The sequence below is a fragment of the Micromonospora sp. NBC_01739 genome (assembly GCF_035920385.1).
Taxonomy (GTDB): Bacteria; Actinomycetota; Actinomycetes; order Mycobacteriales; family Micromonosporaceae; genus Micromonospora.
Genome location: NZ_CP109151.1, coordinates 1322801 through 1335274, shown reverse-complemented (window position 1 = coordinate 1335274; position 12474 = coordinate 1322801). Strand labels below are relative to the sequence as shown.

Here is a 12474-nt window from a genome sequence, read left to right as displayed (position 1 = left end):
TTCCGCAGCCCATCGTACGTGTGACGCGGGCTGTTGCCACCCACCGGGAGGTGGTGGATCGGTCCGGCGGGTGAAGTCTCGGCCACCTGCGAGTATTCCGTCAACCAGACGACTGGATCTTCGTGCCCGAACCGGTTCTCATCCGCCTCCGACCGGTGCCGGAGCCCGACGGCCGGGGGTGGTCGTTTCAGTCGCCTCGGCGGGCCCGGATCAGGGTCATCCGCTGCTGGGTCGTCTCCAGCCGGCTCTGCAACCCCTCGGCCTGCTGCTGGAGGTTCTCCGCGGCGGCCTGCAGGACCATCGCCTCGTCGGCCCGCTGCCGTAGCCGCAGCGCAGCCCGGCGCAGCTGCGGCAACCGGCCGAGCAGGGGACGGACCGCCAGCACCAGGACGATCAACGGCACCAGCACCAGCGCGAGCAGGATCCACTTCAGCACGGCGTCAGCCTACTGCCCGGACCCCGTCGCCGCCGGGTGCAGGCCGGGCAGCACCGGTGTCGCGTACGCCTCCAGGGCCGCCACGGCGCAGTCCCGTACCTGCTCGGCCAGCTCGGCCGGGGCCAGCACGGTGACCTCCGGACCCAGACCGAGCACGAAGCGCCGGGCCCAGCCGAGATCGGTGACCCGCAGCGAGACCACCCACCGCTCACCGTCGGACTCGACCCGCTCACACGGGTAGTACTCCGTGATCCACCGGTCCCTCCGGCCGATCCGCAGGGTGATCAGCGGTAGCTCCGGTGAGGGGCGGAACAGTCCCCCGCTGAGATCCTGGGGGCGGGCCTGCGGCGGCACCACGGCCGGCTCCTCCAGCTCGGTTACCGCGTCGATCCGGTCGGCCCGGAACAGCCGTACCGCCTCGGCCCTCCGGCACCACGCCTCGACGTACGCCCGACCGCCGAACATCAGCATCCGCAGGGGGTCGATCACCCGCTCGGTCGTCTCGTCACGCGCCCGGGTGTAGTAGGTGATCCGCAGCGCACGCCCCCCGGCCACCGCGGCCCGCAACTGCTCGACCCGCGGCCCGTCACCGGGCAGCCGGACCTCCACCGGCGCCGCCACGAGGTCACCCCCGGCGTCCTCGATCTTCGCCAGGGCCCGCTCCACGGCTTCCCGGTTGGCCACCCCGGGGGTCTCGGCCAGCATCCGCAGCGCCACGACCAGGGCCAGGGCCTCGTCCGGGGTGAGCCGCAGCGGGCGGTCGATACCGGCGTCGTAGGTGATGGTCACCCGGTCACCGTCGAAGGCCATGTCGATCAGGTCACCCGGACCGTAACCCGGCAGGCCGCAGACCCAGAGCAGTTCCAGATCCTCACGCAACTGCCGCTCGGTCACCCCTAGATCCCCGGCCGCCTCGGCGATCTCGATGCCGGGCCGGGCCAGCAGGTACGGCACCAGGTTGAGCAGCCGGGCCAACCGGTCGGCGGAGGTACGGGTGCCGGCCTTCGCGCTCATCGCGCCCGCCTTCCGTTCGGGACTGCCGGGCTCACAAGCTCACTCCTCGTGTTCGGCGGGCCGACCGCCGGGGAGTCGTCGTGGTGGGCGGCGATCTCCTTGAGCCGCTGGATGACCGCCTCGCGTACCTCGGGTGGGTCAAGCACCCGCACCTCGGGCCCGTAGCCGACGAGGTGACTGGCGAACAGGTCCATGTCGCTGTACGGCAGGACCAGCCGGTCCGCCTCCGGCCCGGAGGTCACCTCGACCGCCACCCGGCGCAGCCCGGCCGCCCGCCCGGGGGTGACCAGGACGGTGGCCCGGCCGGTGTGCTCGGTCGGGCCGGACCAGTTGGCCACGTGGCTGATCAGGTCGACACCGGGCGGCGGCTGGTAGGCGCCGGGCACCCCGGTGACCCGGACCGTGCCGACCACCCGGGACAACCGGAAACAGCGGGTGGCGTCCCGATCCAGATCGTGGCCGACCACGTACCAGCGTCCGCGCCAGCAGACCACCCCCCACGGCTGGAGTCGACGGTGGTCGGGGGCGTCCCGGTCCGGTACCCGGTAGTCGAAGCGGACCTCGCGGCGATCCCGGGCGGCGGCGGTCAACGGCGCGAAGGCCGGATCGACATTGACCATCGGCTCCAACCCGAGGGTGGCGTGGGGGTCCACGTCCACACCGGCGGCGCGGAGCTTCGCCAGGCCGGAGGAGGCGGCGGCGGCCAGTCCCGCGTGCTGCCACAACCGGGCGGCGATGCCCACCGCGGCGGCCTCGTCCGGCTCGAGGGGAATCTCCGGGAGGGCGTACTCCCGGCGGGCGATCCGATACCCGGGTTCGGTGTCGAAGGCGCTGGCCGTGCCGGTCTCCAGCGGCACGCCCAACTCCCGCAACTCGGCCTTGTCCCGCTCGAACTTGCGCTGGAAGGCCTCGTGCTCGCGGGCATCGTCCGGATCGTGCTCATAACCGGGCACGGTCGCGGCGATCTGCGCGGCGGTCAGGAACCGCCGCGTAGACAGCAGACAGATCACCAGGTTGACCAGGCGTTCGGTGCGGCTGCGCGACACCCCGTAGACGCTAGCAGCCGACCCCCCGAACACATGTACCCACGCCGACATGCCGCCCCACCCCACCATCCCACCTCGCCGATCTTGCACTTTCGGTCGCCCGATCGCCCTATTTGAGGGCTTTGCCCGGACAAAAAGTGCAAGATCGGCGAGGGCTGGGGTAGGGCGCGAGGGGGCGGGGTGAGGGTGGGGGTGGGGTGGGGTTAGCGTGCGGGGCATGGTGCGGTGGCGGGTGGGGACGGTGGCGGGGGTACGGCGGCGGTGGGTGGGGGCCGTGGAGTTGGACGTCACCCTTCTCGACGGGGGCTCGATGCGGGCGTTGGCTTACCCGGAACTGGTGGGGATGCCGGAGGCCGGTGATCGGGTGCTGCTGAACGCCGGGGCGCTGCTGATGGGGCTGGGCACCGGCGGGTACGCCCTGGTCGTGGCGCTGCCGGACCGGCTGCCGCCGGATCCGCCGGAGGCGGTCGACAGCCGCGACGCCGGTCACCTGGTCAAGGCCCGCTACACCCCGCTGCAACCGATCCTGCTCGGGGTCGATGAGGAGGCCTCACCCCACCACGAGGTGCTGGCCGCCGCCGAGGACCTGGCCGGGCTGCCGGTGGTGACCGCCGACCTGCACTCGGCACTGCCGGCCATCCTCGCCGGCATCCGCGCGGACGCTCCGCAGGCCCGGGTCGCGTACCTGCTCACCGATGGTGGGGCGCTGCCCGCCTGGTTCTCCCGTACGCTCTCCGCGCTGCGCGAGGAACTGGTCGGCACCATCAGTGTCGGGCAGGCCTTCGGCGGCGACCTGGAGGCCTCGACCCTGCACAGCGGCCTGCTGGCCGCCCGACATGTGCTGCACGCCGACGTGGCCGTGGTGGCGCAGGGCCCGGGCAACCTCGGCACCGGCACCCGGTGGGGCTTCTCCGGTGTGGCCGTGGGTGAGGCGGTCAACGCGATCGCCACCCTGGGCGGCCGACCGGTCGGCTCGTTGCGGATCTCCGACGCCGACCCCCGGGAGCGGCACCGTGGGGTGTCACATCACAGTCTGACCGCGTACGGCCGGGTGGCGCTGGCCCGCGCGGAGCTGGTGGTACCCGACGGCCTGGACCCGGCCCTGGCCACCGAGGTGGATACCGCGCTGGCGCCGTTAGTCGACCGGCACACCGTGCTGCGGGTGGACACCACCGGGCTGGACGCGGCCCTGCGGGGCAGTCCGGTGCCCCTGTCGACGATGGGCCGCGGGCTGGACGCCGATCACGCTTACTTCCTGGCCGCCGCCGCCGCTGGCCGACACGCCGCCCGCCTGCTCGGCACCGCTGCGGCCTGAGCCGACCCGGGGTACGCGTTAAAAGGGGGCCCCTGCTCTACCGCAAGCGTTAATAAGGGGCCCTTCCTTACACCTCAGGCGAAGACGACCAGGGCCAGCCAGCCGCCGACCATCAGGGCCAGGGCCAACGCCAGCACCCAGGTGGGCACGGTGTACTCGCCTCGGCGATTGCGCTCGATCTCGGCGCGGACCTTGTCGCGGCGGCGTTCCAGAAAGCTCTGCCGCTCGGCGCCCGGGGTGGAAGGTTCGGAAGGAAGCATGGTCCGACCAGCCTACCGGGCCCGCCCGAGGCGGACGGGCCCGGTGCAGCCGGTCACATGCTGGCGATCAACCGCTCCACCCGCTCGTCGTACGCCCGGAAGGGGTCCTTGCAGAGCACGGTGCGTTGCGCCTGGTCGTTGAGCTTCAGGTGCACCCAGTCGACCGTGAAGTCGCGCCGCTTCTCCTGGGCGTTGCGGATGAACTCCCCGCGCAGCCGGGCCCGGGTGGTCTGCGGCGGGGTCTCCTTGGCCTCGAAGATCTCCGGATCGGTGGCCACCCGATCCACCTCCCCACGCCGTTCCAGCAGGGCGTAGAGCCCCCGACCCCGGCGCAGGTCGTGGTAGGCGAGATCCATCTGGGCCACCCGGGGGTGCGACAACGGCAGGTCGTGCTTGCGCTGGTAGCGCTCGATCAACCGCAGCTTGGTCACCCAGTCGATCTCCCGGGAGACCGGTTCCAGGTCGCCGGTCTCCACCGCCCGCAGCACCCGGCCCCACAACTCGACCACCCGCTTGGCGGTCTGGTCGCCGCCCCGACGCTCGACGAACTCGGTCGCCTTGGCCAGGTACTCCTGCTGGATCTCCAGGGCGCTGACCTCCTTGCCGGAGGCCAGCCGCACCTTGCGGCGACCGGTGATGTCGTGCGACACCTCCCGGATGGCCCGGATCGGGTTCTCCAGGGTGAGGTCCCGCATCACCACCCCGGCCTCGATCATCCGCAGCACGATGTCGGCGCTGCCGACCTTCAGCAGGGTGGTGACCTCGTTCATGTTGGAGTCGCCGACGATGACGTGCAGCCGGCGGTACCGCTCGGCGTCCGCGTGCGGCTCGTCCCGGGTGTTGATGATCGGACGGCTGCGGGTGGTGGCCGAGGAGACCCCCTCCCAGATGTGCTCGGCCCGCTGGGACAGGCAGTAGACCGCCCCCCGGGGGGTCTGCAACACCTTCCCCGCGCCACAGATCAACTGCCGGGTGACCAGGAACGGGATCAACACGTCGGCCAGTCGGCCGAACTCCCCGTGCCGGGAGACCAGGTAGTTCTCGTGGCAGCCGTACGAGTTGCCGGCCGAGTCGGTGTTGTTCTTGAACAGGTAGATCTCGCCCGCGATGCCCTCGTCGTGCAGCCGCTTCTCCGCGTCGATGAGCAACCCTTCCAGGATGCGCTCACCGGCCCGATCGTGGGCCACCAGGTCGATCACCGAGTCGCACTCCGGGGTGGCGTACTCCGGGTGCGAGCCGACGTCCAGGTAGAGCCGAGCGCCGTTACGCAGGAAGACGTTGCTCGACCGGCCCCAGGACACGACCCGGCGGAAGAGGTACCGGGCTACTTCGTCGGGAGACAGCCTGCGCTGTCCGCGGTAGGTGCAGGTGACGCCGTACTCGGTCTCCAGACCGAAGATTCGCCGTTCCATGATGAGACATTAGCCGTCCGGAGCCCCGATTCGTCACTGTCGTGACACCTCTGCTGTATCGGGCCGTGACCGGTCACCGTCCGCCGGGTGCCTCCAGAGCCAGGCCGGCGGCCTGACGTCGGCAGGTTTCGTAGTCCGGCAGCAGCCCCATCTCCCGCGCCTGGGCCAGGGTCGGGGCGGCGGCGTCGCGGGCGGACAGCTGCGGGGTCCCGGTCGGCCACTCGATGCCCAACTCCTCGTCCAGCGGGTTCACCGCCCGGTCGATCGAGGGGTCGTAGGTCGTCGTGCAGAGGTAGTTCAGGGTGGCGTCGTCGGTCAGGGCGCAGAAGCCGTGGCCGAGGCCCTCCGCCACGTACACCGCCCGCCGGTCCACGTCGTCGAGGCGCAGGGTCTCCCACTGGCCGAAGGTGGGTGAACCGACCCGGATGTCCACCACCACGTCCAGCACCGCGCCGCGTACGCAGGTCACGTACTTGGCCTGCCCGGGGGGCACGTCGGAGAAGTGGATGCCGCGCACCACGTCGCGGGCGGAGACGGAGAGGTTGCTCTGGGCCAGGTGCAACGGCCGCCCGATCGCCTCGGCCAGCCGGTCGGCGCGGTACCACTCCAGGAACAGCCCACGGGAGTCACCGTGCTGCTGCGGCGTGATCTCCCAGGCACCCTCGATGCCCAACGGGCGTAGTTTCACCGGACCTCCCCCGGGTTGATCAGTTCGTATCGCTCGCCGTTGAGCAGGCCGAGCAGGTAGTCACCGTAGCCGCTGCTGGTCAACGGCTCGGCCAGGGCACGCAGTTGGTCGTCGTCGATCAGCCCGGCCCGCCAGGCGACCTCCTCGACGCAGCCGATCTTCATGCCCTGCCGTTCCTCGATCACCCGGACGAACTCGGCGGCCTGCATCAACGAGGTGAAGGTGCCGGTGTCCAGCCAGGCGGTGCCCCGGTCCAGGACGGTCACGGACAGTTCACCCCACTGGCGGTACGCCTCGTTGACCGCGGTGATCTCCAACTCGCCACGGCTGCTGGGGGTCAGGCCACGGGCGATCTCCACCACCCGGTTGTCGTAGAAGTACAGACCGGGTACGGCGTACCGGGATCTGGGCTTCTCCGGCTTCTCCTCGATCGACAGCACCCGGCCGTCCGGGTCGAAGTGCACCACCCCGTACGCCTGCGGGTTGGCCACCGGGTAGGCGAAGATCCGGCCACCGACCGGGTCACCGGCGGCGGACAACTGTCGGCCCAGGCCGACCCCGTGGAAGATGTTGTCCCCCAGGATCAGCGCCACTCCCTGGTCGCCGATGAAGTCCGCACCCAGCACGAAGGCCTGGGCGATCCCCTCCGGCCTGGGCTGGGCCAGGTACTCCAGTCGCAGCCCGAACTGGCTGCCGTCGCCGAGCAGACGCTGGAACTGGTGCTGCTCCTGGGGCGTGGTGATCACCAGGATCTCGCGTACCCCGGCCATCACCAGGGTCGACAGCGGGTAGTAGATCATCGGCTTGTCGAACACCGGCATCAGCTGTTTCGACACCGCCCGGGTGATCGGCCACAGCCGGGATCCGGTGCCACCGGCAAGCAGAATTCCACGCACCGGCCGGAGCCTACCGGTAGGTCACCGGCCCGGCCACGCGAGCGCCACGACGGGTCGAACGGGGATGTTTCGCGTAAACTTCCGGACCCGTGAGGATCCTGGTCACCGGCGGCGCCGGCTTCATCGGTTCGGAGTACGTGCGCATGCTGCTGGGCGTGCCCGGGGGAAGCGCCGAGGGGGTGCCCGAGGCGGAGCCGTCCCGGGTCACCGTGCTCGACGCGTTGACCTACTCGGGTAATCGGGCCAACCTGGCGTCGGTGGCCGACGATCCCCGACTGCACTTCGTCGAAGGTGACATCCGTCACTTCGATGTGGTCGACCGGGTCGTCGCGGGGCAAGACGTGATCGTGCATTTCGCCGCCGAGTCGCATGTCGACCGTTCGATCTCCGGCGCCGAGCCGTTCGTCACCACCAATGTGCTGGGTACGCAGACGCTGCTCGACGCCGCCCTGCGGCACGGGGTGCGCCGGTTCGTGCACGTCTCCACGGACGAGGTGTACGGCTCGATCGCCGAGGGCTCGTGGACCGAGGACTGGCCGTTGGCGCCGAACTCGCCGTACTCGGCCTCCAAGGCCGGTTCCGACTTGCTGGCCCTGGCCTACCACCGCACCCACGGCCTGGACGTGGTGGTGACCCGCTGCTCCAACAACTACGGCCCATACCAGTTCCCGGAGAAGGTCATTCCGCTGTTCGTGACCAACCTGCTGGACGGCCGGTCCGTGCCGCTGTACGGCGACGGCGGCAACGTGCGGGACTGGCTGCACGTGCACGACCACTGCCGGGGGGTGGCCATGGTCCAGCACCACGGGCAGGCCGGTGAGGTCTACCACATCGGCGGCGGCACCGAGTTGACCAACAAGGAGTTGACCGGCCGGCTCCTGAAGGCCTGCGGCGCCGACTGGGACCGGGTCACCCCGGTGGCCGACCGCAAGGGCCACGACCGCCGCTACTCGCTGGACATCACCAAAATCAGCAATGAGCTGGGGTACGCCCCCACCGTCAGCCTGGACGAGGGCCTCGCCGCTACGGTGGCCTGGTACCGGGACAACCGTTCCTGGTGGGAGCCCCTGCGCAAGGCACCGAAGGCATGAGAATCCTGGTCACCGGTGCTGGTGGGATGCTCGGGCGAGACATCGTCGAGGTCCTGACCGGGCATCCCGAGCACACGGTGACCGCCGTCACCCGCACCCAGCTGGACCTCACCGACGCCGCTGCCGTGAATGACACCGTGGCCGGTCACGATGTGGTGCTCAACGCCGCGGGCTGGACCGACGTCGACCGTGCCGAGCAGGAGGAAGCGGCGGCGACTGCGGTCAACGGCACCGCCGTGACCCAGTTGGCCAGCGCCTGCGCCACCCACCACGCGCACCTGCTGCACATCTCCACCGACTACGTCTTCGCCGGGGACGCCGACACCCCCTACCGCGAGGACTCGCCCACCGCCCCGGTCAACGCGTACGGGCGCAGCAAGCTCGTCGGCGAGCAGGCGGTGCGTCGACTGCTGCCCGACACCGGCCATGTGGTGCGTACCGCCTGGTTGTACGGGGCGCACGGACGCAACTTCGTCACCACCATGATCGACCTGGCCGACCAGCGGGAGTTCCTGAACGTCGTCGACGACCAGCGGGGCCAACCCACCTGGTCGTACGCCCTGGCGAGGCAACTGGTGGCGCTCGCCGAGGCAGCCCGGTCCGGTCGGGCCCCAGCCGGCATCTGGCACGGCACCTGCTCCGGACAGACCACCTGGTACGGGCTGGCCCGGGCGGTGTTCGCGCTACGCGGGCTGGACCCCGACCGGGTCCGACCCACGACCAGCAGTCGGTTTCCGCGTCCGGCAACGCGACCGGCGTACAGTGTGCTAGGGCACGGCCGTTGGGCTGAGGCCGGCCTGTCACCCCTGCCGAACTGGCACACCACGCTGGTCGAGGCCTTCACCTCAGCCGCTCCACCCTCCCCGTGGAAGGTCGCATGAAGCTCACCCTGGTCACCGGCCTCACCGGACTCGTCCTGCTGGGCACGATCGTCGAGCTGCTGCGTCGGCGGCAGTTGCGGGAGAAATACGGCATGCTCTGGCTGGGGCTGCTGTTCGTGGTGATCCCGCTGTCGCTGTTCCCGAGGCTGCTGGACGGGGTGGCCGACCTGCTCGGCGTCGCCTCCGGGGTCAGTCTGGTGCTCTTCCTCGGCATCGTCTTCCTGCTGCTGGTCTGCATCCACCTCAGCTGGGAGGTGAGCGCCCTGGAGGAGGAGACCCGGACCCTGGCCGAGGAGTTCGCCCTGCTGCGCGCCGAGGTCGAAGCCGACCGGGCGGAACGGGCGCAGCGGCAGGAACTGGTGAGCCGCGATGGTTAACGGCAAACGGTTACTCGTCATCATCCCGGCCCTCAACGAGGCCGGTTCGATCGCCGACGTGGTCCGCGAGATCCGGGGCGAACTACCCGGGGTGGACGTGCTGGTCGTCGACGACGGTTCGGCGGACCGTACGGCCGCCGTCGCCATGGCCGCCGGTGCCCGGGTGGCCCGGCTGCCGTACAACCTCGGGGTCGGGGGTGCGATGCGGCTGGGCTACCGCTACGCCCACGATCACGGCTACGACGTAGCGGTGCAGATCGACGCCGACGGGCAGCACGACCCCCGGTACGTGCCGAAGCTGGTCGACCTGCTCGACGACTACGACCTGGTCATCGGGGCCCGGTTCGCCGGTGAGGGCGACTACTTCGTGCGCGGGCCCCGCCGCTGGGCGATGGGCATGCTGTCACTGGTCCTCTCCGGCCTGGCCGGCACCACCCTGACGGACACCACCTCCGGATTCCGGGCCGCCAACCGACGCATGATCGAGATGTTCGCCCGGTGGTACCCGGCGGAGTACCTCGGCGACACGGTCGAGACCCTGGTGCACGCCGCCCGGCGCGGCTACCGCATCCAGCAGGTCCCGGTGGCGATGCGCCGGCGAATGGCCGGCACCCCCAGCCACTCCCCCGCCAAGGCGATGATCTACCTGGGGCGGGCCCTGGCCGTGCTCACCCTGGCACTCATCCGCCGGTGATCCGCCGACTGCTGCGCCTCGTCCCACCCGGCACCCTTCCCGTCGGGGCCGGGCTGGCCCTGGTGGGCCTGGCCTCGTACGTGCACCTGGCCGTCGCCGGGCACACCCTCACCCCGGGTGACTACTCCTCGCTGTCCGTGCTGTGGTCGATCGTCTTCACGGTCGGCATCGGGGTGTTCCTGCCGGTCGAGCAGGAGGTGGCCCGGCTGGTCTCCGCCCGCCGCACCCGGGGCCTGCCACCGGGGCCGGTGCTGGCCCGGGGGGCCACCGTCGCCGCCGCCGTGCTGGCCCTGCTCCTGCTGGCCGTCACCGCCGCCACGGACACCCTCGCCGACCGCCTCTTCGACGGCGACCGGGCCATGGTGGCCACCCTGTCCGGGGCTCTGGTCGCCCTGGCGCTGGCCCACACCACCCGGGGGGTCCTCTCCGGGCTGGGACAGTTCCACTGGTACGGCAGCCAACTCGGGCTCGACGGCGGGCTGCGCATCGCCGGGGTCGCCGCGCTGGCCATGGCCGGGGTCGACTCCCCGGTCGCGTACGCCCTGGTGCTGGTCGCCGCGCCGCTGCTGGCGGTCGCCCTGACCGCCCCGCCGGTGACCCGCGCCCTCGGCGGCGGCACCCCGTTGCCCTGGCCACCGCTGCTGCGCGGCCTGGCCCTGCTCACCGCCTCCAGCCTGTTGTCGCAGGTCGTGGTCAACGTCGGCGTGATCAACGTACGGTTGCTGGCCCCGGCCGACACCGCCACCGCCGGCGCCCTGCTGTCGGCGCTGGTGCTGGTCCGCATCCCGCTGTTCGTCTTCGGCTCGATGCAGGCCGCCCTGCTGCCCGGCCTGTCCACCGCCGCCGCCACCGGCGACGCGGCAGCCTTCGGCACCCTGCTGCGCCGCGCCCTGGCGATCGTCACCGCCCTGGGGGTCGGCGGCGGCCTGCTGACCCTGCTGCTCGGGCCGTGGCTCGTGCAGGCCCTGTTCGACGCGCCGGAGATCCTCGGCCACGGCGACTTCGCCTGGCTGGCCCTGGCCACCCTGGCCTACCTGTGGGCCATGGTGCTCGGCCAGGCGTTGCTGGCCCGCGACCGGCACCGGGCGCAGGCGCTGGCCTGGACCCTCGGGGTGGTCGCGCTGGTCGCCGCGACCCTGGCCCCCCTGCCGGTGGCCCTGCGGGTCGAACTCGGCTACACCGTGGGCTCGCTGGTGGTCGCCGCAGTCATGGTCGCCCTGCTGCGGCGCCGTCGTGATTCCCGACCCCACCCACCTGTCGCGGTGCCACTGTCCGCGACCACCCCCGGAGGTACGCGATGAACCCGGCCCGTGTGACCGTGGTGATGCTCGCCTACGGCGCCGAACCCTGGCTGGTCGACGCCGCTCAGGCGGTACTGGCCAGCACCGGCGTCGAGGTGGAGTTGGTGCTGGTCGACAACGGCTGCACCAGCGACGGCATCGACGTGGTCAAAGGGCTTCCCGGGGTACGGGTGATCCGCCCGGAGAGCAACACCGGCTTCTCCGGCGGCTGCAACCTGGGTGCCGCCGAGGCCAGCGGCGACTGGCTGGCCTTCGTCAACTCCGACGCGGTGGTCGCCCCGGACGCCCTGGCCAAGGTCACCGCGGTGGCCGCCGAGCCCGGTGTCGGCGCCGCGATGGCCTCCATCCGGCTCGCCGACACCCCTGAACTGATCAACACCTCCGGCAACCCGTTGCACTTCACCGGCCTGTCCTGGGCCGGCGGCAACGGCGAACCGGCGAGCGCCCACGCCCGCCGCACGGTCGTACCCTCCCTCAGCGGCTGCTGCTTCGTGATCAGCCGGCAGCGCTGGGAGGAACTGGGCGGCTTCGCCACGGAATACTTCGCCTATCACGAGGACACCGAACTCAGCCTCCGGTTGTGGCAACGCGGCCTGCGCCTGGAGTACGTGCCCGACGCGGTGGTCCGCCACCACTACGAGTTCTCCCGCAACGACCTCAAGCTGTACCTGGTCGAACGCAACCGGCTGATCACCCTGCTCACCGCCTACCAGGGACGGACCCTGGCCCTGCTGGCACCGATGCTGCTGCTCACCGAGGCCGCCATGCTGGTCGCCGCCCTGGCCGGTGGCTGGGGCCGCCAGAAGGTACGCGGCTGGTCCTGGCTGTGGCAGCACCGTGACTGGGTACGCCGGCGCCGCCAACGCCTACAGTCCGAACGCACCGTAGGCGACGGGGTGCTCGCTCACCTGATAACCGCCCGGGTAGCGCCCTCGAACGTGGACGCACCCCCCGGGATGGGCGTCTTCAACGCCGTTGCCGCCGCCTGGTGGGCCCTGGTCCGTCCCCTCCTGGCCCGCTGACCTCCCAGGCCGGGCACCCGACTCCCACACCGTCCCCGACG

Annotated in this window: 14 protein-coding genes; 7 read left to right on the top strand and 7 right to left on the bottom strand. The window is 71.3% G+C overall.

Annotated elements, in window-relative coordinates:
* Window positions 1-187 precede the first annotated feature (187 nt).
* Genes OIE53_RS06015 through OIE53_RS06005 form a run of 3 tightly spaced genes read right to left on the bottom strand, consistent with a single transcriptional unit; the run spans window position 188 to window position 2496 of the window.
* Window positions 188-436, bottom strand: a complete 249-nt coding sequence (locus tag OIE53_RS06015; protein ID WP_327025566.1) for a hypothetical protein — start codon at window positions 434-436, stop codon at window positions 188-190.
* Window positions 437-445: 9 nt separating this feature from the next.
* The gene (locus tag OIE53_RS06010; RefSeq protein ID WP_327025565.1) at window positions 446-1450 is read right to left on the bottom strand and encodes a helix-turn-helix transcriptional regulator; all 1005 of its coding nucleotides are present in this window, start codon (window positions 1448-1450) and stop codon (window positions 446-448) included.
* Entirely contained in the window at window positions 1447-2496 is a 1050-nt protein-coding gene (locus OIE53_RS06005; RefSeq protein WP_327025564.1) for a helix-turn-helix transcriptional regulator, read from the bottom strand. The genes OIE53_RS06010 and OIE53_RS06005 overlap by 4 nt, the downstream gene beginning before the upstream one ends.
* A 217-nt stretch (window positions 2497-2713) precedes the next feature.
* On the opposite strand from OIE53_RS06005, the gene OIE53_RS06000 reads away from it, so the two are divergent.
* The gene (locus tag OIE53_RS06000) at window positions 2714-3811 is read left to right on the top strand and encodes a DUF3866 family protein (RefSeq protein WP_327025563.1); all 1098 of its coding nucleotides are present in this window, start codon (window positions 2714-2716) and stop codon (window positions 3809-3811) included.
* Between the two features lie 74 nt (window positions 3812-3885).
* On the opposite strand, the gene OIE53_RS05995 is transcribed toward OIE53_RS06000, so the two are convergent.
* The 4 genes from OIE53_RS05995 to rfbA all read right to left on the bottom strand — a co-directional run bounded on the left by OIE53_RS05995 (window position 3886) and on the right by rfbA (window position 7067).
* Window positions 3886-4071 carry a hypothetical protein gene (locus tag OIE53_RS05995; RefSeq protein ID WP_327025562.1) on the bottom strand — a complete coding sequence of 62 codons (186 nt, stop codon included), beginning with the start codon at window positions 4069-4071 and terminating at the stop codon, window positions 3886-3888.
* A 53-nt stretch (window positions 4072-4124) separates the two neighbouring features.
* Window positions 4125-5483, bottom strand: a complete 1359-nt coding sequence (gene pafA / locus OIE53_RS05990) for a Pup--protein ligase (RefSeq protein WP_327025561.1) — start codon at window positions 5481-5483, stop codon at window positions 4125-4127.
* A 73-nt stretch (window positions 5484-5556) separates the two neighbouring features.
* On the bottom strand, window positions 5557-6171 hold the full coding sequence (locus OIE53_RS05985) for a dTDP-4-dehydrorhamnose 3,5-epimerase family protein (protein ID WP_327025560.1): 615 nt from the start codon (window positions 6169-6171) through the stop codon (window positions 5557-5559).
* Window positions 6168-7067, bottom strand: a complete 900-nt coding sequence (rfbA, locus tag OIE53_RS05980; protein WP_327025559.1) for a glucose-1-phosphate thymidylyltransferase RfbA — start codon at window positions 7065-7067, stop codon at window positions 6168-6170. The genes OIE53_RS05985 and rfbA overlap by 4 nt, the downstream gene beginning before the upstream one ends.
* 89 nt (window positions 7068-7156) lie before the next feature.
* Here rfbA and rfbB point away from each other — a divergent pair, with 89 nt between their 5' ends.
* The 6 genes from rfbB to OIE53_RS05950 are packed head-to-tail and all read left to right on the top strand — an operon-like array spanning window position 7157 to window position 12433.
* Complete coding sequence (rfbB, locus tag OIE53_RS05975; RefSeq protein WP_327025558.1) at window positions 7157-8158, top strand: dTDP-glucose 4,6-dehydratase; 1002 nt, start codon at window positions 7157-7159, stop codon at window positions 8156-8158.
* On the top strand, window positions 8155-9039 hold the full coding sequence (gene rfbD / locus OIE53_RS05970; RefSeq protein ID WP_327025557.1) for a dTDP-4-dehydrorhamnose reductase: 885 nt from the start codon (window positions 8155-8157) through the stop codon (window positions 9037-9039). The genes rfbB and rfbD overlap by 4 nt, the downstream gene beginning before the upstream one ends.
* Entirely contained in the window at window positions 9036-9416 is a 381-nt protein-coding gene (locus tag OIE53_RS05965) for a DUF2304 domain-containing protein (protein WP_327025556.1), read from the top strand. Before rfbD ends, OIE53_RS05965 begins: the two co-directional genes overlap by 4 nt.
* On the top strand, window positions 9409-10110 hold the full coding sequence (locus OIE53_RS05960) for a glycosyltransferase family 2 protein (RefSeq protein ID WP_327025555.1): 702 nt from the start codon (window positions 9409-9411) through the stop codon (window positions 10108-10110). The genes OIE53_RS05965 and OIE53_RS05960 overlap by 8 nt, the downstream gene beginning before the upstream one ends.
* Window positions 10107-11411 carry a polysaccharide biosynthesis protein gene (locus OIE53_RS05955; protein WP_327025554.1) on the top strand — a complete coding sequence of 435 codons (1305 nt, stop codon included), beginning with the start codon at window positions 10107-10109 and terminating at the stop codon, window positions 11409-11411. The genes OIE53_RS05960 and OIE53_RS05955 overlap by 4 nt, the downstream gene beginning before the upstream one ends.
* Entirely contained in the window at window positions 11408-12433 is a 1026-nt protein-coding gene (locus OIE53_RS05950; RefSeq protein WP_327025553.1) for a glycosyltransferase family 2 protein, read from the top strand. The genes OIE53_RS05955 and OIE53_RS05950 overlap by 4 nt, the downstream gene beginning before the upstream one ends.
* The last annotated feature ends 41 nt before the right edge of the window (window positions 12434-12474 follow it).